The organism is Faecalicatena contorta (genome assembly GCF_001404335.1).
GTDB lineage: Bacteria > Bacillota > Clostridia > Lachnospirales > Lachnospiraceae > Faecalicatena > Faecalicatena contortus_B.
Map to the genome: position 1 here is coordinate 77,565 of NZ_CYZU01000014.1, position 24,796 is coordinate 102,360.

Genomic DNA, 24,796 nt, shown 5'->3' on the forward strand with positions numbered 1-24,796 from the left:
GGGGGTTAATAAAAAAGAAAGGGGAAGGTATGAAGAATGCCGTAATAGGCTTTTTTATGATTGTAATACTGGTAATTTCTTTAGCAGCCATTCAGACTGCAGAGAACAGAACTACCAGAAAAAATGAACTGGACAGCAGTCTTAGCGAAGCCATGGAACAATCAATGAAGATACTGACAGTAAATCCTGTATATCATATTGAGAAGGAGTCCGGTTCGGACGAATTTACTGCAGATTTTATTCAGGGTTTTCTTATGAAAACAACGAGTAATTCTGAGTTTACGGTAGAGATATTAAATGTGGATGTCGAAAAAGGCCTGCTGGATGTCAGAGCCAAGGCCAGATTCAGGCAGATAATCGGATATGGTGAGGTATCCTGCCGCAAGACAGTGATATTGGAAGAGCTCGAAGAAGAGAAAGAAACACCCTGTTATATTTCATTCTTCGCAGAGAAGCCTGCCAAGGAGAAGGATACGGAAAGCAGCTATGTTTTGAAGAAGATCAGCGTACACTTTGGTGACAGGCTTAGTGCGGCAATGCTGCCGGAAAGCGGATTGGAGAAGAAAGGATATATTTTCCGCGGATGGAAAATGACAAAACCGGTAAACGGGATCGGGATCCTGTACGGCAATGAAAATATAAACACATTATGTGTAGGAGATGATATGGAATTTCAGGCTGTTTATGAGCAGGAGGAAGTTTTGTAGATGAAAAAGAAGAGACGCATAACAATACTGGTTACTGCGGCAGTAATTTTGTCTCTCTGTGCCCCCATATCCCTGCGTGCACAGGAAGAGCCGGTAAGAATGGGCACAGAGGAGACGGAAATACCAGATAAAATCGTGGGGGCCGGCGAAGAAAGTCAAACTGTACCAGAAGAATCTGATGAATCAAATGAACAGCAGCCGCTGCAGGATACTGCTTCATGGTTTGAGGAAACATTACAAGGGCTGCTCCTTATGGAAGAACCTTTAAAAGTACTGGAAAAAGCAGACGAAAAGGAGCGGGAATTATTTTTAAACAGAATAACTGTCAGGGAGCATTTAGAATTCACTATCGTATATAAATATCTGCTGCTCACGGCCATTGCGGAGGATACATCTTTTTCCGAGAGTATGCAGTCATCGGATGAAATGACGGAAGCAGCATCCGGGAAGACAGGGCATATTCACTTTCTGCGGGAGCTGTTGATGAAAAATAAAGATACAGATCCGGGACAGGAGGATATAGAGGATATTCAGTGGAGGGAGGAGATAGAACAAGAGGCTTTCCGTATATTTCGTGAAGGCATGGAAGAAAAGGCTGCTGCCAACGGGGAAGAATCTGCAGAATATCATGACTTTCAAGAATACACTGAGTATCTCCAGACACAGACTCATGTAGATATCATCGGATTTGCTGATGTGTTGGAAAAGATGCAGTCAGAAAATGAGCCGGAAGCAACGGAAGCATATGAGGCCGCACTTAACCGGCTGGATGAGATTTACAGTACGAAGCCGGAAATAGCTCCAAAGGTACAGATAATCTGCGGTATCCAGGATTATGATGTAAAGAAAAAGGAGCCGTATCTGACCGTTACGATATCGGATCAGGAGCGTGCTGATGTCATAAAATTGCTGCCCCAAAATTTGGAAGTTTTGCTGGAAGAGGAATCGGACATAAATGAGAAAGAAACTGATCAGGAAGATACTGATAAGAAAGATACTGATAAGATAGAAAAGGACAAGAAAGATACTGGTCAGGAAGAGATTCTTAAGGATGCCGCGTCCGAGGATAAAGATCCGAAGGAAACAGAGCCGTCGGAAAAGACAGTCAATGTTACATGGGAATGCGCAGAAGATATTGAACATACGGAATATGAACAGTATACATATACGGCGGTTCCCCAGGAAGGGTATGAATGGAGTGAAGAACTGCTTAAGGGGGAGGAAGACGGGCTCCAGGCCCTGCCCTATGCCAGGGTCATTATAAAGCCAAAAGAGACTGCAAATGTCATGGCAGCCCGTGCCGCAGCGAGCGTCAGTTATAGGGCGTACTGCCAGAACGATGGATGGAAAAGCTGGAGTGCAGGCAGCGCCACTGCAGGCACGATCGGAGAAAATAAGCGGCTGGAGGCTTTGCAGATAAAAATGTCCGGTGACACGAATCTTGGTGTCAAATATCAGGTTCATGTACAAAACAACGGATGGATGAGCTGGGTAAACGGCAGCGGTACAGCAGGCACTACAGGACAGTCGCTGAGAGTGGAAGCAGTCAGGGTTTTGCTGACCGGGGCCAGCGCAGGCTCCTATGATATTTATTACCGTACATACTGCGAATCATATGGATGGCTGGACTGGGCAAAGAATGGGCAGGCAGCCGGTACAGTGAATCTTGGAAAACGCATGGAAGCCTTTCAGGTGAGAATTACAGCAAAAGGCGGGGCCGTACCCGGAACAACTGCTACTCCATTGAAGACAGATGCTGCTGCAAGGGTCGGCAGCAATTACTACAAAACATTTAATGAGGCATTTGATGCCATGCCGGACGGAGGATCTATGTACGTAATAAAAAACTGTTCGGCAACACATATAACGACCAGAAAATCCTTTTCGATATTCCCGGAGGAAAGAAACGTTAAAGTAACGTTCAATGAAAGTACGCTGATACCTGCCGGCATAATCTCTACAGAAGAGGGCTGGAGGGGAAGTCCTACCTGGAATTTCAGCGGCAATGGCGGGTATACAATAACATTTGATGCGAATGGAAAAGGCTCATCGGGTGTAATAGCAGCATACGGTGCAACGATCAACCTGAAGAACGGCTCCAGATTTACGAACTCTGCAGGCAATGGTGTATGGAACGACATGGGAATTACAAACGTTTATGACGGAGTTTACATTTATAATAATAAAGCGCATGGAATTGCAACCTGCAACACGGTCAATCTATATGGCGGCAGCATTTACGGCAATTCTTATGATGGTATCCGTTCACAGAAGGTGATCAATATGTCCGGCGGTAATCTGTACAATAATGGTGAGTGCGGCGTGCATGTGGGAGACGGCGCGTGTATCTTTACGTTGACCGGAGGAACGATCCATGACAATGTAGATGGCGTGGGTAATATAGACGGCAATGGAACTATTAATATCAAGGGAGGCAGCATCTACAGTAATACCCGCCATGGGATTTCTGCCAAAGGAAAATCTTTGAGTATATCAGGCGCAGCCGTTATCCGAAACAATAAAGGCATCGGGGTGGCAGTCCATGGAGGGGAAGCAGCGGTTCAAAATGGAAAAATATATGAAAACCAAAACGCGGGAATTGCAAATAAGGGCAGCATGAAGTTAAGCGGAGGTGAAATCTTTTCAAATTCGAATGCAGGCAGTGGAGGCGGAATAGCCAACAGCGGAACCTTAAGCATCAGCGGGGGGAATGTTCACGATAACTCGGCCGTAAACGGGGGCGGAATAGCAAACAGCGGTACGCTGGCATTGACAGGAGGCAGCATCACGGGCAATTCGGTTTCCGGAAGTGGAGGCGGGATTTGTCTGTCTGGGGGGACGCTCAGGCTGACCGGGGGTACCATTGCAAAGAACAAGGCGAAAAACGGAAATGGTATATACCATAACGGCGCTGTCTTCCAAATGGGCGGAAACGGTGCAGTAGATGCGGGGAATGATGTATATCTACAGACAAATAAGTATATTACAGTAACATCAGCCCTAAAATCTTCGCCTGCTGCGGTTCTGACACCGTCAGGCTATAGCAATGGCAGAAAGGCGGCGGAAGTTGCATATGGCACTAAAAAGGGCAGTTTGCAGTATGCCAGGTACTCATTAACCCCAAAAGGCGGATACTGTCTTCGTCCGGGAGACATGCAGGCATCCGGTGCAAACACGGAGGCGGCAGATATTGTGCTGAGCACGAAGTATACGATTCAATATCATAAAAATTATGATGGAGAGGTGGCGAATGTCCCGAAAAGCACTCCGAAATACTGGTATGAAAATGCAGGAATAGCAGGAGAGGTTCCATCTGAAGGGAGAATAAAATTTCTGGGCTGGTCCGAGAATGCTGCAGCGGAAAAACCTGCCTATAAGCCAGGAGATGTCTTAAGCGCATCTATTAATCGAAATATCACACTGTATGCTGTCTGGGGAACCAAAATCCAGGTGAGCTATGATGGAAACGGAAGCGATGTCCAAAAGGAAAAGTCAGAAGAAATAACCCTGCAGGAGTGCATGAAGAATGGCGGCTACCTTATACATAAAAATAAAGGATATACGGATTATATCAGAAAGGGATACAAATTTGCAGGCTGGGATGTTTCTGCGGGGGCTCCCGTTCAGGCAGTAAAATATCCTGACCAAAAAGAGAACAGGGTAAAATTTGAAGAACTGATGGATATTGCTGAGGCGCAGGCGAAGACTCCTTTGTCAGGAGAAAAGACTCTTCAGCAGGTGCGCTTATATGCACTCTGGGATAAATTTCCCGAAATCACTGCAGAAGGAATACAGGAATTCTTCGAAGGCACCGAGGTTACCAGGGACATGCTCCTGGCAAACATAAAGGCACAGGATCAAGAGGATGGAGACATAACAAAAGACATCCGCATACTCGGAATCAAATATCAAAAAGGAAGGCTTCGGGATGGACAGAAACAGGAGGCGTATGAAGTACGGTGGAAGGACGGCATGCCAGAGGATAAAAAGCTGGATACTTGGTTTTTAGAGCTGGATGACAAAGATTCACCTGTGGAACACCAGATTATTTACAGTGTGAAAGACAGTGCTGGCAATGAGACAGTAAGAGAATGGCCGGTTAAGGTAAAGTATAATGAATTTCCTGTGATAGAGGCCGAGGATAGGTATTTTACACTGGAAGAGGCAAAGGAAGGCAGAATAACCGAAGAAGTGTTGCTGCGAGGCGCTATAGAATCTGGGGCCCTAACGGTGAAGGATAAGGAAGAGGATGAGCGATATCCCGGCAGAATGGAACAGGCAGTAAAACTGGAAGATTTTCATCCGGAAGAATTTACAAGATTTGAAGATTCGGGTTATATCGTAATTACTTTTTCGGCCAAAGACAGTATGGGACCGGGCGGGGAAGGCAAAGAGACTTTCAGGCAATGTACGGTACATATTGTAAAAGACGGGGAAATAACGTCGCCGGAGCCTTTAAAATACGTGCGGTTTATCAACAGAGAATATTACGAAAAGAATCTGAATGCACAGAATGAAAATACAGGAAAAGAAACAGGGAAACCGGAGTCAGAAACCGCTTCAGGAGAACTGCAAAACGGCGGCCTTTACTTAAATTCCAAGTGGTATAGGATTCCGGAATTCAGAGCATTGCTGTCTGGTGCATGGGATGAAGAAAAACCAGCAAGAGAGGTATGGACTTTTAAAAATACAGATGTAAAAAATATAAAGAGTTATGTGGAAGAGCATGGGATAGGAAACAGCCAGGAGCGGACATCGCTTCTGAGGTTCCATGAAGAATTCAGCCATTTGAGAGTCTTGTAAGCGCTTCTTTACTGGCTGCAGACCAGATGGTAACGGCGAATTGTTACTACCCACACCCCAAGGGCGCGAACAATAATGACGAATTTCTAAAATATTACAAATATGTTAAAATTATATTGCATTTTATTCAGTTATCCTTTATAATTTAGTCTATGTAAGCATAAGACGAATTTTGACGAGTCCTCTGCATATAATATAGTTTCTGTGTTCTGATGAAAAGGGCCGGGGACTGCATATCAATAGGGATTTCTGCAACATACAGGCTGCGGGCGATTTGGCAGCAGCCGGCGGAAATGATACTGCAGTACATATTTGCGGGGACATGATAGATCATAAATAAAATAAGGATGGGTGAATTGATTGTGAATTTTAAAAGAGTACGCAACGTGTTTGCAGCAACCGCTTTGACATGTTCTATGATAACTGTGCCTGTATTAGCGGCACCGAATACATCAAGCCTTCAGGATCAGAAAAATGCAGCGCAGAACGAAGTTAGTTCCCTGCAGTCCCAATTAAATTCATTAATGTCAACGATGAATGAACTGGAAGGGCAGTTAGTAGCAAAAGGCCAGGAGATTTCGAAGGCCGAAGAAGATCTTAAAGCGGCGCAGGAAAAGGAAACGCAGCAGTACGAAGATATGAAACTTCGTATTAAGTATATGTATGAAGAGGGCGACGGTTCAGCGCTTGAGAGGATATTGAGTTCAGGAAGTATCGCCGATCTTCTCAGTGAAGCAGAGTACATAGAAAAGGTTCATACTTATGACCGCAATATGCTGCAGGAATACGCGGATACAGTAGAAGAGATCAAGACTCTGGAGACAACGCTTGAAAACGACATGACAAACCTTCAGGATCTGGAAAAACAATATAAATCACAATCAACCGAACTGTCAACCATGCTCAACAGTAAGCAGGCAGAGGTTAGTAATCTGGATTCCATGATTCAGGAAGCAGCAAGAGCTGCATTGGAAGAACAGAAGAAACAGCAGGAGGCAGCTGCGAAAGAGAAAGAAACTGCTGATAAGAAGAATGAAAATACTGCACAGCCAGGTACAAACGGAGGCCAAAGCAATGATCCTGGTACAGGCGGAACTACAGATCCTGGTACAGGCGGAGAAAATAATAACGAGCAGCCGCCGCAGAATGTACCGGAGCAGAATGTACCAGAAGAGAATAATACACCGGATAACGGCAATATTGGTACCCCGGAACCGAACTACAATCCTTCTACAGGCAATGCAATTGTAGACCGGGCATATAGCTGGGTTAACAATGCGGAATATGCATGGGGAGCCTGTGCACCGGGATCTTTTGACTGTTCAGGCTTTGTCAGCTACTGTCTGACCGGAAGTTATATCCGCCTGGGTACAACCTTTGATTTCCTTACATGGCCTCAGGTAAGCGATCCGCAGCCGGGTGACGTGTGTGTGAATGCCAGTCATTGCGGTATTTATATAGGCGGCGGCCAGATGATTCATGCAGCTGATTACGGCATAGGAGTGATCAGCGGGCCAGTGCAGGGTGGTATGATTTACGTACGCTATTAAAATTGATATTACATAATAGAAATGATACTTCATAAAAGACAGAATGCAATATTAAAAAAAACTAAAGGATCCCCAGTGTAAACGGCATTGAGGATCCTTTTCAATTATTTTCCAGCAATATTATCGTTTTTTTTCGGAATATCCTGTTGAAAAATGCTGATGAATATTGTATAGTAAAAAATATATGTGGGGACATAGATAAAAAAATAAGGATAGGTGTTATTTTATGAAAATGAAAAGAGTACGCAATATGTTTGTTGCAACGGCACTGACATGTTCTATGATTGCCGTACCTGTGTTTGCAGCGCCAAACACATCAGGTCTGGAAGAACAGAAAAAAGCTGCGGAGAATGAGGTGAACAGTCTTCAGTCACAGTTATCAACATTGATGTCTAAGATGACAGATCTTCAGAATCAGTTGATTACGAAAGGTGAGGAGATCACAAAAGCAGAGAAGCAGCTGGAAGAAGCACAAGCAAAGGAAAAGCAGCAGTACGAGGATATGAAGCTTCGTATTAAGTATATGTATGAAGAAGGCGATGGCTCGGCAGTGGAACGGATCTTAAGTTCCGGAAGCATTGCAGAGATGTTAAGCCAGGCAGAATATGTTCAGAAGATACATACCTATGACCGTAACATGCTGGATGAGTATGTGGAAACGGTGAATGAAGTAGAAGAACTGAAAACTACGCTGGAAGAAGATATGAATAAGCTGGAAGATATGCAGACAGAGTATGAGGCGCAGCAGACTGAGCTGAGCAATACGATTGAAAGCAAGAGTGCCGAAGTGGAAAATCTTGACGCACAGATCCAGGAAGCAGCGAGAAGAGCCGCTGAAGAAGAACGCGAGAGACAGCGTTTGGCAGAGGAAGCGGCAAGGAATGAGAGTGCAAATAATGGCGGCGGAACAAACAATGGTGGCGGAATTACACCAAACGTTCCGGAAACGCCTGGTACACCAGAGACTCCTGGCACACCAGATACCCCGAGTACACCACAGACGCCATCTGATCCGGGCAATAACGGAGGCGGCGGTTCAGGAAACACTTCCGCGGCACAGGCAATTGTAAATGCTGCATGGACACAGATTGGTGTTCCGTATGTATGGGGCGGTACAACACCATATGTAGGCCTGGACTGTTCAGGACTCACACAGTGGTGCCACGCACAGGCAGGTATCTCAATCGGCCGTGTGGATACAGACCAGCTCTACGGCGGTCAAAGAGTCAGCGATCCGCAGCCAGGGGACATCGCATGGACTCCCGGACATGTGGCAATATACATAGGTAACGGTCAGATGATCGAAGCACAGCAGCCAGGTACAACGATATGTGTAAGCCCGGTTCGTGTTTCCGTATACGTAAGATATTGGTAATTCAGAATATAAAAAAAGGAGTCCGGATAACGGATTCCTTTTTTCATGTTCTTCTATTTCGAGGGTACAATTTCCAGCCAGTATCCATCCGGATCCTCTATAAAGTATATCCCCAGTTCCGAATTTTCGTGGCATACACAGCCCATCTTTTTATGTTTTGCGAAGGCTGCGTCAAAATCATCTACTCTAAACGCAAGGTGGATTTCATTGTCGCCCAGTTCATAGGGCCTGTTCATGTCGCGCAGCCAGGTAAGTTCTAAAAGATGCGGAGTGGTGGCATCGCCCAGGTATACCAGTGTAAAACTTCCGTCTTTGGCATCTTTTGTGCTGACAGGTTTGAGTCCAAGCGCCTCCTCATAAAAAGCAAGTGATCTCTGTAAATCATAAACATTTAAATTGTTATGTGCAAATGTAAACTTCATAGCTTTTTCCTCCCTATATATGTAAGTTTTACAAAAATGTGCTATAATATACCGTTCCTAAAACAGAAGATATGAACAGTACACCTTATTTAGCATAACACAGAGATGGTACAGAGACAAGTTATAAGAAGTGAGTACAGAAAAATCAAATAAGGCAAATAAGATGAATAAAGCAGAATACATCACACAATATAACAAGATAGTTTGAGAATAAAGACAGACAAGACAGACAAGACAGACAGACAAGATACCACAGAAAAGCCTTGCATTCCAGTATTTTCTATGTTATACTACAACCGTTGCAAAAAAACACGCATGCGGATATCTTTGACGGTGCCTAAGCCTGCACAGTGCAGACCGGTCTCAAAGGAGAGCAAAAACATGCGGAAGTTAAAAACCAAATGGAGGAAGAAACATGAGCGTTATTTCAATGAAACAACTTTTAGAAGCAGGTGTTCACTTTGGACATCAGACAAGAAGATGGAACCCTAAGATGGCTCCTTACATCTACACAGAGAGAAATGGTATCTATATTATCGACTTACAGAAATCTGTAGGCATGGTTGATGATGCATACCAGGCTGTTGCTGATATTGCAGCTGAGGGTGGTACAATTCTGTTTGTAGGAACAAAGAAACAGGCACAGGATGCCATTAAGACAGAAGCAGAGCGCTGCGGAATGTTCTATGTTAATGAAAGATGGCTCGGCGGTATGCTGACAAACTTCAAGACAATCCAGAGCAGAGTTCAGCGTTTAAAAGATATTGAGAGAATGTCCGAAGACGGAACATTCGATGTACTTCCAAAGAAGGAAGTAATTGAACTGAAAAAAGAATGGGCTAAGTTAGAGAAGAACCTGGGCGGTATCAAAGAAATGAAGAGAATCCCTGATGCAATCTTCATCGTAGACCCGAAAAAAGAAAGAATTTGTGTTCAGGAAGCGCATACACTGGGAATTCCGTTGATCGGTATCTGTGATACAAACTGCGATCCAGAAGAACTTGATTTCGTAATTCCGGGTAATGATGATGCGATCAGAGCTGTTAAATTAATTGTTTCCAAGATGGCCGATGCAGTAATTGAGGCTAATCAGGGCGCAACAGGTGCTGAAGAAGAATATTATGAAGAAGCTGCAGAAGAAGCAGTAGCTGAAGAGACTGTAGAAGCAGAGTAATTATAGACTTGGGATGCTTCAGCCTGTGGATACAGGTTGAAGCATTTTTAAAATATGCAATCAAGAATGAATAATGGAGGAATGAATCATGGCAGTTACAGCAGGAATGGTAAAAGAATTAAGAGAAATGACGGGCGCAGGCATGATGGACTGCAAGAAGGCTCTGAGTGAGACAAATGGAGATATGGACGCAGCAGTTGAATACCTGAGAAAGAACGGACAGGCTAAGGCAGAGAAAAAAGCCGGAAGAATTGCAGCAGAAGGTATCGTAAAAACCGTTGTTAAAGATGATAAAGTTGCAGCAATTGTAGAAGTAAATTCTGAGACAGACTTCGTTGCAAAGAATGCAGATTTCCAGGCATTCGTAGAGGCAGTTGTTAATCAGGCAGCAGATACAGATGCAGCAGATATGGATGCATTCATGGCTGAGGCATGGGCTGAAGACACAACAAAGACTGTGAAAGACGCGCTTGTAGAGAAAGTTGCAGTAATCGGTGAGAATCTGAATATCAGAAGATTTGAAAAAATAGTGACAGACGGATGTGTTGTATCCTATATCCATGGCGGCGGCCGTATCGGTGTTCTTGTAGAGGCTGAGGCAGATGTAGTAAATGACGAAATCAGAACATGCCTGAAGAATGTGGCAATGCAGATAGCGGCTATGTATCCGAAGTATGTATCCCGCGCAGAAGTTTCCCAGGAATACATGGATCATGAGAAAGAGATCCTGTTAGCACAGGCTAAGAAGGAAAATCCAGAAAAGCCGGACAATATCATTGAGAAAATGATCATTGGCCGTCTGAACAAAGAATTAAAAGAAGTATGTCTGTTAGACCAGGCGTATGTACAGGACAGTGATCTGACAGTTGCTAAATATGTAGAAAAAGTAGCAAAAGAGAACAATGCGAATGTATCAGTTAAGAGATTTGTACGTTTTGAGACTGGTGAAGGCCTGGAAAAGAAAAATGAAGACTTTGCAGCGGAAGTAGCTGCCCAGATGGGACAGTAATATTAGGTTTGCGTTAATATTTTAGAAACAAGCCCTTATAAATAGCGGTTTTACGCTGTTTGTAAGGGCTTATTTTGTAATAAGTTTCGATGGATAAAGCCAGAAAAACGTAATACAAATCTATAAATCAAAAGGTGCTGATTTTATGATGTTTAGTGTAGATAAATAATGGGATTATGCTCTAGGGAATTGAAATCAATAGAAGAAGTTGCTCATATATTTTCCTTTATTACGCCTTTTGTGATAAAGTAGTATTAGCATCAAAGAATACGGATACTGCGTCAGTCTATATCAAATGAAGATCAGGAGGAAATGATTATGCTGTGTGATAAGGAAAAACGAAAACTAAAGGATTCTTATGATACGCCTTTATTCGGGACGTTAGCGGCGGACTCCCCGATTCCGAAAAACAAGATAGGGGAACAGCCCTTAGAACCAGCCCTTGCATACCGGCTCATAATGGATGAACTGATGAACGAGGGGAATGCAAGGTTAAATCTGGCTACTTTCTGTCAGACCTACATGGAAGATGAGGCGATCAGACTGATGTCAGAGACACTTGAAAAAAATGCCATTGACAAGACGGAATACCCGCAGACAGCCGAGATAGAACAGCGCTGCATACGGATTATATCGGATCTATGGAATGCCGCGGAAACAGACGCTGCAATCGGCACATCCACAGTAGGTTCCTCGGAAGCGTGCATGCTGGCAGGGATGGCAATGAAATTCCGGTGGCGTAAGCGGGCCTCTGTTTTAGGGCTTGATGTAAACAAAAAGCCAAATCTGGTCATTTCATCAGGTTATCAGGTCTGCTGGGAGAAATTCTGTGTTTACTGGGATGTAGAACTTCGTCAGGTGCCGATGGATACAGAATGTATGAGTATGCGTCCAGATGCAGTATTAAACTATGTAGATGAGTATACGATTGGTGTAGTCGGTATCCTCGGCATTACATATACAGGGAAATTTGATGATTTGAAGGCGATTGACCAGATACTTGAAGAATACAATGCTTCAACAGAGCACAAAGTTTATATCCATGTTGACGCCGCTTCCGGAGGTTTGTTCGTTCCATTTGTCAATCCGGAGCTTTGCTGGGATTTCCGTTTAAAAAATGTAGTGTCAATCAACTGTTCCGGTCATAAATATGGTCTTGTCTATCCGGGTATCGGATGGATTTTGTGGAAAGACAAAGAATATCTTCCAGAGGAACTAATATTTGAGGTAGATTATCTCGGAGGTAAGATGCCGACAATTGCAATCAATTTTTCCAGATCGGCCAGCCAGATTATCGGCCAGTATTACAATTTCATCCGGCTTGGCAGGGAGGGATACCGCCGCATTCAGCAAAAAACACAGGACGTGGCTCACTATCTGGCAAAGGAAATTGAGAAAACAGGAAGATTTTTCATATACCATGACGGAAGCGACTTGCCGGTTGTATGCTATACAATAAAAGAAAAAACGGGGCAGGAGTGGACTCTTTATGATCTCTCTGACCGCCTGCTTATGAGGGGATGGCAGATTCCTACTTATCCGCTGCCTGTGAATCTGGAAGATACTGTTATTCAGAGAATCGTCTGCCGTGCCGACTTGAATTATGATATGGCAGAACTGCTCATGCGTGACATAGAAGAGGGAATCCGTGAATTAGACGAAGCGGTCATACTCCCCCATGCGAAAGATAAAAAACCAAAGGTATACGGGTTTACACATTAAGATGCTCAAGCTTTAGAAACCAAAGGTCACAGGTTGCTGTGCCTATGTCCGGATAACGTTATTGTGTGCACCCTCAGAGTGTTACCAACAGCATCCTTTTTTATAATTAAATGATGAACTTAACATTCCCTTTTGCTGCCAGGATATGCTAAAATAGTAATAATATCATGAGACAAGACATGTGGCCTGAACAAATACTGGGACAAAGTTCAGGAAAAACAAATTTACTAATTGGAGGTATATCATGTTAAACAGCACTGATATCAGGAAGGTATGCAATGAGAAGGGAATCAGAATGATTGATTTCAAGATGACGGACCTGGACGGAAGGTGGCGTCATATCACAATCCCTGTAGAAAGGTTCGACGACGACATTTTCGTCTATGGCATTGGGTTTGACGGTTCCAACTACGGATATGCACCGGTGGAGAAGAGCGATATGGTATTCATCCCCGATCCGGCAACCGCGGTTGTCGACCCATTTACGGAGATTCCTACCATGACCATGTGCGGGAATGTATGCGTGATTGGGAAGGAGAATACCCCTTTCGATCAATACCCAAGGAACGTCAGCCTGCGTGCAATGGAATATATGAAGTCAGAGGGAATTGCAGACGAGATGCTGATCGGGCCGGAATTTGAATTTCATTTATTTGACAATGTAAGCTATATGGCAGAGCCCTATAAGACCTCTTTTACGGTAGACACCAGGCAGGCATCCTGGAACAGCGGAAAAGAAGGGCCTGACAATGCAGGATACCAGGTGCCCAAAGGCGGCGGATATCATATTGCAGCGCCGCATGACATCGCTTACAGCTTAAGAAGCAAGATGTGTATGTATATGGAAGACTGGGGAATCGACGTGAAATACCACCACCATGAGGTAGGCGGCTCAGGACAGATGGAGATTGAAGTAGAACTGGGTGATATGGTGGACATGGCGGATAAGACAATGATTATCAAATATATCATTAAAAATGCTGCCGTACAGGAAGGCAAGACCGCTACATTTATGCCCAAACCAATCCATAAAGAAGCCGGAAACGGAATGCATGTGCATATGCTCCTTATGAAAGACGGAGAGCCGATTTTCTATGATGAGAAAGGCTATTCCGGTTTAAGCAAAACCGCGCATTACTTTATCGGCGGGCTTTTGAAGCACATTGGTTCTCTCTGCGCATTTACCAATCCCTCTACAAACTCTTTCAAACGGCTTGTTCCGGGATATGAGGCGCCTGTTACGATTGGGTACGCAACCTCTAACCGCAGTGCTGTGATCCGTATCCCGGCCTATGCGAAGTCACCGAAGGCAAAGCGTTTTGAGCTGAGGAATCCGGATGCTACTGCCAATCCATATTATGCTTACGCAGCGATTTTGATGGCCGGACTGGACGGTATCAAGAACCAGATCGATCCTACTGAACATGGCTGGGGTCCCTATGACTGCAATCTTTACGATCTGCCGGAGGAGGAAAAGGCAAAGATCCAGTCACTTCCAAAGACGCTGGATGAAGCACTGGATGCACTGGAATGCGACCATGAATATCTGACGGCGGGAGGGGTGTTTCCGGAGAGGCTGATTGAGATCTGGCTGAAACGCAGACGGAAAGAAAGCCTGGAGATATCACAGATACCGCACCCCGCGGAATTTGAAAAATATTATGATTTGTAATCAGCTTTTACACTTATAAAAAGGAAGGCGCTCAAACTTGAGCCGCCTTCCTTTTTATTTTGTAATGATAAGGGACAACTCTATAAGAATATGCTAAAATGATGTCATGAATACTGGGGTGCCAGTTTTAAGCTCTGGAGGTAAAATGGATACTATAAGGTGGGTGCATTTGTCAGATATACATTTTTCTGCTGATGAGAACAATGAAATGAAACGAATGAGGGACAGTCTTTTAGAAAAATTATGGGAGATGTCCCAAGAACATGAATTTGATGCGGTATTTATCACCGGTGATCTGACTTACCAGGGAGGATATTATGATTATAATCTGAAGAAATTTATTGAAGCATTAATTTATCTCTTAAAACTCACTCCGGATGAGTTATTTATCATACCGGGGAATCATGACCTGGCCAGGTCTCACTCCAGGGATCTTGCGGTAGCGGAAACAAGAAAAAGCGGATTTGAGTTTGGAAAGGACAATATTAGGCAATTACAGAAGGATTTCAGCAAATATAATATATTTTATAGAAAAATAAAAAATGAGGAGGCTCAATATATATATAAAACAATTACAAAAGATAAGTTTAATGTATTTTTAATAAATACGGCCTTTACGTCCGGAACTGATGAGGACGAAGGTAAGCTTATCCTTGAAAAAGGATCTTTTTATCAGGAAATCAGAAAGTTAAAAGATCAGGAAAAGTGTATTAATATTGCTGCAGGCCATCACCCGGTCAATTGGTTTACAGAGAATGACCAGCAGTTTATTTGGAAGAATTTTAACGACTATAATATTGATTTTTATTTATGCGGGCACATGCACAAGGGGGCCTATAATTTTAATTCAAGCGGGGGAAGGGGAATCCCGTCTTTTCAGTGTGGAAGCGGAAAGGCAGAGCGGGATACTGCGGTTACATTTTCAATAGGAGAGGTTGATATATCGGCAAAGAAAGGCCGGCTGACATCGTACAAATGGCTGGTAAAGGAAGCACGCTGGGCAAGCGGCGGCCTGGAAGGGAGAAGGGCCGCCTCAGGTGTACTGGATCTTATTTTGGAAAGGCTTTGCTCATGATGTAGCCGCATTTCTGAATTTTAGCAGATAGAATAGAAAGCACACCATTTCTGATGTGCTTTCTGTGATGGCTGTGCAATTCTTTTGTTTAGACGACCGGCCTGTCTACAGGGGCAAGCAGTACTTTTCCTGTTCCCTTATACACATTTACCAGTCCCTCCCCGGAAGCAGCAGAACCAAGCAGTGTTTTACCGGAACGTTCCACGGTAAAGTCAAGGCTTCCGCTCCAGGCAATTGCCATATTGCCGTCAAACTTTAGGATATTTTGATCAGTCATTTATGGTATAAATAAAACAAAGACTACGATTATAAACCGCAGTCCTTGTTTTTGTAATTATTTGGATTCCTTCCGACCATTTCGTCTAAAGAGACATGAAATAAATCTGCAATTCGTATCAATTCATAAATATCAGGAATCCGTTTTCCTAGTTCGTAGTTGGAGAGCGTTTGGCGTGTCATATTCAGCGTTTCTGCCAATTGCTCCTGGGTTAGGTAATTCTTTTTCCTCAGCGCCCTGATGTTACTGCCTATTTTATTGGTCATCATCTCTTATTCCTCATCTTTTGTAATCTTAAAGTAGGATAATAATAACATTTTGCATTGAAGTGTAAAATAAAAAGTGCCTTATTGTTACATAATGGTAACAAATCATTTATTTTGCGTAAGTTTTTAATAAATAAATTGTTACGAAACTGTGAACTGAAATGTTTAATTACTACATACGGTTACAGCAGCGTCTGCTCTGTTGTTTTCCGGATTTGGATCCTGTACGGAGCCGGATACGGTAACGGTATTTGTGATAGTACCGTGGGCGCAGCAATCTATCTTGCCGGTTAGAAACAGTGTTACGGTGTCTTTGTCAGCCAGGCTTCCTATCATAAGCTGCCCTGTCCAGGGCTGCCAGGTATGGCCGTTATTCAAAGAATAGCGCGGTTCAAAAATGGCGGTCGGAAGCAGATCGGTAATAATAACATCTTTTGCCATATCCGGGCCCAGATTGGTCACAGTGATACAGTATTCTATAAATCTTCCGGGGCACACGGTCCGGCAGTGCGCCTTTTTGGTAACTGCCAGGTCAGCGGACGGTACATTGCCTACATCGATACTGGAATAGCCGCTGTTGTTGCTGTGGTCCGGATCGGGAGTATCACTGGTTACATAAGCCATATTTACAATGCTTCCGGTTGCTGCCGTCACGGTCCCCTTCAGTAGAATCATCCGTGATTCATGATTTGGTATGGTTCCGATGGCGTAAGGACTGCTCCAGCGGTTCCAGGTATCTCCATTGTCGGTGGAATACTCCAGGTTCTCCAGTCCTTCCGGAGGATCATCCCGGAGCATTACATTTTCTGCATCTATATTCCCCAGGTTTGAGACATGGATCTGATAAGTGACCGTGTCGCCCAAAACTGCGTAAGTGATATCGGAGGTTTTCTCCAGTTTCAGATCGGCTGTTTCCGCGATGGGTGTGTCTACGGTAACCGTATTGTTATCGGGATCGGGATCTGGTGTGGATGATGTCACACCGGCAGTGTTGCTGAGTACACCGGTGTTATCCGCATCAGGAAGCGTGCGCAGCAAAAGCCTGATTACGGTGCCTGTATAAACGGTTCCCAGGGTGTACGAACCGGTCCAGGGCAGCCAGTGTATGCCGGAATCAAGGGAATATTCAGCGTTTACTGCGGGATCAGTTAATAATACATTCAGCGCATCTGCAGGACCGGCGTTTGAAACAAGGATGGAATACGTCAGGTATTGGCCGGGAACGGCAGGATTGGGATGGGCCAGTTTGGTGATTGACAGATCCGCCGTGTCCTCAACGGATGTCTTCTCAGTTGCAGTGTTGTTTGTTGGATCAGGGTCAGGTGTAGATGAGGTGACTGCCGCCGTATTTATGATGGCGCCGGATACAGTTTTATTTAGTGTTCCCCGAATGAGGACCACAATACTGTCTCCGGCTGCCAGGTTCTCAGCCTGGTAAGGTGATTGCCAGGTCTGCCAGGTCTGCCCCTGGTTGACCGAGAACACAGCATTCATAAGCTGTGCAGGAACGGTATCAATCAGTGTGATATTCCGGGCGTTCCCGGGTCCGTGGTTTTCCAGCGTTATGGTATAAGTCAGTGTTTCCCCGGGAATGGCAGGTGACGGTGCGGCTTCTTTAGTGATTGAAAGGTCCGCCGATGGAATCACAGGTATTGTGATAGAAACCGTATTATTGCCTGAATCCGGATCTGAAGTCGTGCTGCTGACCGCTGCGGTGTTCAGGACAGCCGTTCTTCCTTCGGGGACGGCGCCTCTTATCTGCAGGGCGGAAAAATCACTCCCTGGCTGCAGAGTACCGACGGAGAAAGAACCGCTCCATTTGCTCCAAGTTAGTCCGCCATCCGTGGAATACAGAGGATTCTCCAGTTCATTTAATATGGCAGCATCTGTGATAAGCACGTTCTCGGCCGCATCCGGGCCCAGGTTGTTAACAGAGATATCATAAGTGAGGGGTTCCCCCGGCGATACAGGAGAAGGTGAAGCTGTTTTACGAATCGCAAGGTCAGCCGTTGCTCTGACAGGTGTTATGATGATAACGGAGTTATTATCTGGATCAGGGTCTGGGGTATCGCTGTCTATGAAAACTGTATTTAAGAGTTCCCGTACACCCGGATTCTGGATTGTGAGCAGGCCACGAAGGAGCAGCGTGTAGGTCATTCCGACGCTTAGCTGATCGAGCGTAAAGGAGCCGTTCCATTCATTCCAGGTACGGCCATTGTCGGCAGAGTATTCCTGGCCGGTCAGCTGCGCAGAAAGTGTATCCTTCAGAGTAACGTTTGCGGCATCGGAAGGTCCGGCGTTGGATGCGGTCAGTGTGTAGACTACCAGGCCGCCGGGCACTGCCGGCACAGGGCTGGCGGATTTTGTGACGGAAAGATCAGCAGACGGTGTGATCTGCAGTTCCTCCGTATCCCGGTTATCTGACGGGTCGGGGTCTGAGGTGGAGGAGGTAACGACAGCGGTGTTTGTAAGCACTCCTGTGGCGGATGCACTTAATGTGCCGCGGATCGTCAGTACGGCAGAACTGCCCGGCTCCAGGGAAGAGAGCTGCCAGGTTCCGGTCCACGGTTCCCAGCCGGAGGCATCATCTGTGCGGTATTCTGCCTGCCCCAGAAGACTGGAAACCGCATCAATCACAATGATGCCGCTGGCCTGGGAGGGACCTGCATTGCGTATGGCCAGCGTGTAGGTTACAGGTTCTCCTGGAACGGCCGGATTGGGACTTCCGCTTTTAGTGACGGATAGATTCGCTGAAGGAGCAAGCGGCGTCTCCAGCTCAGCCGTGTTATTATCCGGAACAGGATCCGGCGTATCGGAGGACACAGAAGCTTTGTTATATATCGGTGTGACAGCATCAACAGCAATCGTTCCCCGAATCGTAACGAGGGCGCTTTGGGCAGCTTCCAGGCTGCCGATATTCAGCGAACCGTCCCATGTGGAGTAGGAGTCTCCGTTTAGAGAGGCCTCCGGATTTTGAATCTCTGCAGACAGAAGGTCCGTCAGGACAATCTGATCGGCGGTATCCGGTCCTGCGTTGGCAACCTGTATGGTGTAGGTAATCAGCGAGCCCGGGACTGCAGGAACCGGTGATGCAGCTTTCGTGACTGAGATATCAGCCGAAGCCCCGACCGGTGTCAGAAGACTGTACGTATTATTATCCGGATCAGGATCCGGAGTGGAAGAGGAAACAAATGCCTCATTTGTTAGAAGTTTGACAGTGGATGCGCCCAGTATGCCGCGCAGCAGAATGACAGCATCGGCATTGCTGTCCAATGTCCCTATGATATATGGGCTGGACCATGGATTCCAGGCAGTGCCTCCGTCTGTTGAAAATAACGGCTGAGACAGCTCTGCCGGCAGTGTGTCAAACAGCGAGACATCCTGTGCCGTCTCCGGCCCGGCATTGCGGACGGTAACCGTGTAGGTCAGGTACTGTCCCGGTACTGCAGGAACCGGATCTGCAGATTTTACAACAGATAGATCGGCAGAACTCTGTATCGGCGTAAATAGGGTGGAAGAGTTATTATCCGGATCGGGATCCGGAGTTGTAGAGCTGATGATGGCTATATTTTCTATGGTGCCCGTTGCTGCGCTGCTCAGATTCCCTCGTATTAATATGATAGCGCCGGTTCCGGCTTCGAGTGTTCCCAGATTGAACGTTCCCTGCCATGGGGCCCAGTTTTCCCCGTTGTCAACCGAGTATTCAACGGAAGATAACAGCGAAGATATGGGATCTATCAATTGTACATTCCGGGCATCGGAGGGACCGGCATTAGAGACAGACACGGTATAGGAAAGAAGGCTGCCCGGTACTGCGGGACTCGGGGCTGCAGTCTTTACAATGGAAAGATCTGCGGAGGTCTCGACAGGTGTTGTAGCGGCAGACGTATTGTTATCCGGATTCGGATCCGGCGTCTGGGATGATATGGCCACGGTATTGGTAACCAGCCCTGAGGCGGATGCAGCTACTGTTCCCCGGATATAAATAATGACTGGCACTCCGGGATCAATTGTACCGATTGTAAGGGAAGAGACCCAGGGCCTCCAGTTCTGTTCATCTGTGGAGTATTCCAGCCCGGAGAGTCCGGAAGGAATCGTATCTTCCAAGACCACGCTCTCAGCGGCAGATGGGCCTGCATTGCTCGCCACAATGGTATAAATCAGGTATTCTCCGGCTATGGCCGGGGAAGGAGAGGCCGCTTTTATAACCGAAATATCTGCGAAGGCTGTGATCGCTGCCGTCGTTTCAGAGGTGTTATTTGTGAGATCCGGATCCGGTGTGGAGGCAGATACGGAGGCACCATTTACCAGAGTTCCTGATGCAAAAGGGCTAAGTGTTCCTGTGATAACCAACTCCGCTGATTCAGACGGATCCAGGGATGCCAGGAAATAACTGCCATTCCATACGCCTGTATAGATACCATTTAAGGTGAAATCCGGGTCCATGACTGCTGCCGGAAGGAGATCTGTTATATTAATATTCACTGCTCTGCTGGGGCCATTGTTTGTAATGGTGAGTGTATATATGACAGCCTCACCGGCAGCCGCTGAGTCAGGACCTGTTTTTACAATCTGCAGGTCTGCGAAGGCGTCAGCAGGCGTTATGATAGTATCTGTGTTATTATCCGTATTCGGGTCAAAGGTATCGCTGAAGGCTGAGGCCATGTTGAACAGGTCTTCTGTCTGGGAAAGGGAAACATCCGCGAGGATCGTCAGGGTAATAGTGCCGTCAGCGGACAGAGATATCTGATTGTACTGTCCGTTCCAAGGCAGAAAATTGATTCCGTCTACGGAGTACTGCGCATTTTCCAGGCCAGGAGGGAGCATATCTGATATTACGATATTGACTGCATCCGAGGGACCTTTATTCGTAACAAGAATGGTATAGGCCAGTTTTTCACCTGATATTGCGGTATCAGGGTACGCTGTTTTCGTAACGCTGAGATCTGCAGTGCCTTCCAGCGTTATTACTTCCGTATATTCGTTATTGCCCGGATCCGGGTCCGGCGTCTGCGAGGCGACATTCACAGTATTGGAAAGCGTTCCCGGCACTGCATCAGGACTGACGGATGCACGCAGATACAGCGTATAAACGGCACCTGCTTCCAGAATTCCCACCATATGGCCTCCGTTCCACGCAAGCCAGCTGATCTGATCCGTAGAATATTCCGCATTCAATAGATCGGCAGAAAGCACATCGGTTATCTCAACATCCTGTGCCGGGGAAGGGCCGCTGTTTGTTACAGTTATAATATAGGTTAATGTCTGCCCCGCAGCCACTGGGTTTGAGACACCGGTTTTCACCACGGACAGGTCCGCGGACGAAGACTTGGGGACGATAACGGTAACGGTATTGTCATCCGGATCCGGGTCATCGGTATCGCTGGTGACAGAGGCCGTGTTAGTGAGTGCATCAGAGATTCCGGAAAGAACGGTTCCTCGAAGCAGAAATGTGTAAACAAATCCGGCATCCAGTGTTCCTGCGAAAAGCTGGCCATGCCATGGATACCAGGTGGCGCCGTTGTCCAGGGAATACTCAGGATTTTCAAAATCTGTTTCAACAATGTCATACATGATGACATTTTCGGCGGCATCGGGGCCATTGTTAGTTACTGAGATGTTAAATGTGAGGCTTTCTCCTATCACAGCAGGATCTTTGTCAGGCGTTTTTTCAATGACAAGGCTGGCGGCCCGGTTGACTGGAGTAATCACAGTATCCGAGTTGTTGACCGGATCAGAGTCTTCGGAATGAGAGGTGACGGATGCCGTGTTTACGACCGGTCCTATTGTGGAGCCATCGAAGACACCCTGGATCACAACTGTGATGACCTGGCCGGGCGGCATATCGCCGAGCGCAAGGGTTCCCGGCCAGTAATCCAGTGGACCCTGATCCAGACTGTACATGGGATTGGTGATCTCCGGCGGAATCAAATCTTCCAGTATGACATCCAGTGCCGTTTCCGGGCCGTGATTTGTGATGGTGATTGTGTAATGAATGAGATCTCCTGTAACCAGTACGTCTCTGTCGGCAGTTTTTGTGAGCGCCACATCCGTAGTGGTGCCGATTTTGAGAATATAATCCTCCACTTCGCCGTCAGCGGCAGGGCCTACGCTTCGGGTATCCTGCGTTTCCAGCCCCGTATCTGTCAGAAGCTCTGTGGTAAGACGCAGTCTGACAAAGGTATGGTCGGGCCTTATAACAGTACCGGCGGGAATTGCAAAATCCAGGGTATATTGGCCGGTTCCTGAATAGGCCGGAACAATAAGCACGGGCGCCGCCTCGGAGGCTTCAAACAACCCGTTTTTGTTAAAATCAATCCATCCATACAGATAAGCCGTTTCGCTAGTATAATTTGTAGCAGTGACAGATAGAGAGTAATTCAGGGCCGCCACTGCCAGCATGGGCAGAGGGATAGACAGGCCGTCATCCTGAATCCCATGATACAGATCATCGCCGGTAGCGGTGGCATTCTGATAAGCGTCTTCTTCGGATGTCACCTGTGTTCCTAAATACAGGGGGCTTCCGGTGCCGTGGCGCGGGCCGTTGCTTGTAAGCAGGGTATTATAGCTTCCTGTTCCTCCTCCGCCTGCGTCCGGTGCGTCACCATAATCCAGCTCAATGACTGCATAGGGACAGAGGGCGCCGTCATTGAATGCATCCACCGGTGTCATTGAAAAACGTGCGCCCGCTGCGGTATCTCCGCTGATCCGGTAACGGTAAATGGTGCCGTCCCCATTGCTGACCGCATAGAGGTTCCCGCTGCCGTCAATTACTACAGAGCCAAAGGTATCACCGGGATTAGGGCCGGTTGTTTCCAGAGGCGTTACGGTTCCGGTGTACTCATCAATCCGGTATACGGCGCCGTCTCTCTCCACACCATACAACCGCTGGTCTGCAGGGCTGAATGCCCAGTCACCGATGGTAAGAGGGGCGGATAAGGGTGTGCCGTAATTGGAGGTCTGTTCCGTAAAGCCGTTAGCTGGATCTACAAGCTTTAAGAATGTAAGAGAATCTGTGCGCAGGTCGACCGTATAGAAACGGCTGGTTCCAGGAACGTAGAGATAATAGAAACCCGCCATATCCATTGTGCCGGCGGAATAAGGGGCAGCAGGCATGCCGGCGGGGCGGGGATTGAGCAGAACCACTTCGCCATTATTATCCACCCGGACAATGGTGTTGTTTGACTGGTCATATCCGTAGACATGATAATCAATTGTGCTGAAACCTATCGCATTGACGGACCCATTATTAGACAGAGGGCCTTGCAGGAGGGATGCACCGGTGATCAGATCGACGGTGTGACGCATGGTGGGCCTGCCCTCAAAAAGGATCATTTCTCTGCCGCAGGGATAAGGAGCACTCTGCGAGTCATGGCTGAAGTTCAAATTGTCAATATTTTCGTGATTGTTAATCTGACCGGCACTGACCATGACGGTCTGCTTTCTGGGGGTGTTGGAAAATGTGTAACCGGCGGGCTGTCCTGCGTTAGAGGGCGGGCAGTTTCCGGACTGTACTCCAGTTTCATAGACAGTATAAGTTCCCGGGTCTGTGACTGTAAAAGAGTATCGGCCGTCTGAATATGTGACTGTTGATGCACAGAAGGGGCCAGAGGCAGAATCTGAAAAAAGTACGAGGACCACCTGGGAGATACCTGGTGAGCCGGGGACGTACTGACCTTCATGATTCAGGTCGCGAAATACGGTTCCATTAAGGGTAGCGGGCATGATCTATTCCTCCTTGATCAGTTAAGCTTCTGGTTGATTACATAGTTTGTGTACCGGCGCAGTTTGCCTGGTTTTATTGTATTCACAGTAGAAAAATAAGGTGCATGCCGTTTGGGTGGGGAAATAAGGCTGAATGCAGTATAAAAAACCTCCGGACAAAAGCCGGTGAAGCCGGCAGTGGTCCGGAGGTTTGCGGAAAGCAGCAGCCTGCTGCTACCAGGGCGTTCACCCGACAGCACAATCTGCAGGATGATCATTTTCACAGACTTTGCTGTGATATTTTTCGATTTCCTTTCCCCAGTAATCTTCATCCCGGGCACCTGCATATACAGTCCCCAGCTGCTCTTTGTCCCTGCTGTAAAGAACGGTTGACGGAGTCTCTTCATAAAGGCCGGGCATCATTTTTTCAAGTTCTTCGGAATCCAGCAGCTGGATATAATGTGCACCGGTCTCGGAAATGACCGCAAGAGCCTCTTCATCCCTTTTTTGGGTAACTCCCTTTATGATCCCTATGATCTGGACACCCCTGCCGGAATATTGATCTCCAAGCGCTGCGAGAGCCTCCATTTCGCTTTGACAGGAGCCGCAGGAGGGTTCCCAGATATTAAAGACTGTAAGCTCTGCGTTGCTAAGGATACTGTTCATATCTGTTTCTGTTCCGTCCAGTTTCCGGACTTTCATATTCTCAAAGCCGGAAGTATCTGAGTTGGTATTTGCCGCGGTGTTTTCGGCAGCCGGTTCTGTGGTATTCTGGCACGCTGTCAGCAGAAAGGATGCGCTTAACAGAACGGCTAAGACCGTGTTTCTTTTTTTCATGGCTATTTCACCTCATTCTGTAATGAAAAGAAATACAGTTTATACTGTAATCATAACAATTACAGTATAAACTGTCAAGCTTTTGAGTTACTGTTCAGATCTTACTTTTCACGTTCCAGCCAACATCTAAATCGGGATTTAGTCGGCAAGCTTTAGACTTGTCGACGGACGGGGACGCTTCATGACAGGGAGGCCGGGGAGGT

General features: G+C 46.5%; 13 protein-coding genes and 1 pseudogene. 9 read left to right on the forward strand and 5 right to left on the reverse strand.

Features of this window, described 5'->3' with window-relative positions; all coding sequences use genetic code 11:
• The first annotated feature begins 29 nt into the window (after nt 1–29).
• The 4 genes from ARB69_RS09290 (at nt 30) to ARB69_RS09305 (ending at nt 8,435) form a co-directional block, all read left to right on the forward strand.
• On the forward strand, nt 30–707 hold the full coding sequence (locus ARB69_RS09290; protein WP_070102388.1) for a hypothetical protein: 678 nt from the start codon (nt 30–32) through the stop codon (nt 705–707).
• Nucleotides 708–5,510: an InlB B-repeat-containing protein gene (locus tag ARB69_RS09295; RefSeq protein WP_055152778.1), complete on the forward strand. Its 4,803-nt coding sequence runs from the start codon at nt 708–710 to the stop codon at nt 5,508–5,510.
• A 362-nt stretch (nt 5,511–5,872) separates the two neighbouring features.
• Nucleotides 5,873–7,060 (forward strand): coiled-coil domain-containing protein, encoded by a 1,188-nt coding sequence (locus tag ARB69_RS09300; protein WP_174518404.1) that lies wholly within the window; start codon nt 5,873–5,875, stop codon nt 7,058–7,060.
• A gap of 226 nt (nt 7,061–7,286) precedes the next feature.
• The gene (locus tag ARB69_RS09305) at nt 7,287–8,435 is read left to right on the forward strand and encodes a C40 family peptidase (RefSeq protein ID WP_055152780.1); all 1,149 of its coding nucleotides are present in this window, start codon (nt 7,287–7,289) and stop codon (nt 8,433–8,435) included.
• A gap of 53 nt (nt 8,436–8,488) precedes the next feature.
• Here ARB69_RS09305 and ARB69_RS09310 read toward each other — a convergent pair whose 3' ends face one another.
• Complete coding sequence (locus ARB69_RS09310) at nt 8,489–8,857, reverse strand: VOC family protein (protein WP_050638718.1); 369 nt, start codon at nt 8,855–8,857, stop codon at nt 8,489–8,491.
• A 415-nt stretch (nt 8,858–9,272) separates the two neighbouring features.
• On the opposite strand from ARB69_RS09310, the gene rpsB reads away from it, so the two are divergent.
• The 5 genes from rpsB (at nt 9,273) to ARB69_RS09335 (ending at nt 15,509) form a co-directional block, all read left to right on the forward strand.
• Nucleotides 9,273–10,031, forward strand: coding sequence for a 30S ribosomal protein S2 (gene rpsB / locus ARB69_RS09315; protein ID WP_050638717.1), 759 nt, complete (start codon nt 9,273–9,275; stop codon nt 10,029–10,031).
• Nucleotides 10,032–10,119: 88 nt separating this feature from the next.
• Entirely contained in the window at nt 10,120–11,040 is a 921-nt protein-coding gene (gene tsf, locus ARB69_RS09320) for a translation elongation factor Ts (protein ID WP_050638716.1), read from the forward strand.
• Nucleotides 11,041–11,358: 318 nt separating this feature from the next.
• Nucleotides 11,359–12,762 carry a glutamate decarboxylase gene (locus ARB69_RS09325; protein WP_055152782.1) on the forward strand — a complete coding sequence of 468 codons (1,404 nt, stop codon included), beginning with the start codon at nt 11,359–11,361 and terminating at the stop codon, nt 12,760–12,762.
• A 244-nt stretch (nt 12,763–13,006) separates the two neighbouring features.
• Nucleotides 13,007–14,434, forward strand: coding sequence for a type I glutamate--ammonia ligase (gene glnA / locus ARB69_RS09330; protein WP_050638714.1), 1,428 nt, complete (start codon nt 13,007–13,009; stop codon nt 14,432–14,434).
• Between the two features lie 169 nt (nt 14,435–14,603).
• Complete coding sequence (locus ARB69_RS09335; protein ID WP_157355622.1) at nt 14,604–15,509, forward strand: metallophosphoesterase family protein; 906 nt, start codon at nt 14,604–14,606, stop codon at nt 15,507–15,509.
• Between the two features lie 88 nt (nt 15,510–15,597).
• On the opposite strand, the pseudogene ARB69_RS25940 reads toward ARB69_RS09335, so the two are convergent.
• The 4 genes and pseudogenes from ARB69_RS25940 to ARB69_RS09355 all read right to left on the reverse strand — a co-directional run.
• Nucleotides 15,598–15,774, reverse strand: a pseudogene (locus tag ARB69_RS25940) (AIM24 family protein); the annotation flags it as partial.
• Between the two features lie 41 nt (nt 15,775–15,815).
• A complete protein-coding gene (locus ARB69_RS09340; RefSeq protein WP_050638712.1) occupies nt 15,816–16,055 on the reverse strand; it encodes a helix-turn-helix transcriptional regulator in 240 nt (79 codons plus the stop codon).
• 162 nt (nt 16,056–16,217) lie between these two features.
• A complete protein-coding gene (locus ARB69_RS09345; RefSeq protein ID WP_055152786.1) occupies nt 16,218–23,777 on the reverse strand; it encodes a GEVED domain-containing protein in 7,560 nt (2,519 codons plus the stop codon).
• A 225-nt stretch (nt 23,778–24,002) separates the two neighbouring features.
• The gene (locus ARB69_RS09355; protein ID WP_055152790.1) at nt 24,003–24,593 is read right to left on the reverse strand and encodes a TlpA disulfide reductase family protein; all 591 of its coding nucleotides are present in this window, start codon (nt 24,591–24,593) and stop codon (nt 24,003–24,005) included.
• Nucleotides 24,594–24,796: the final 203 nt, after the last annotated feature.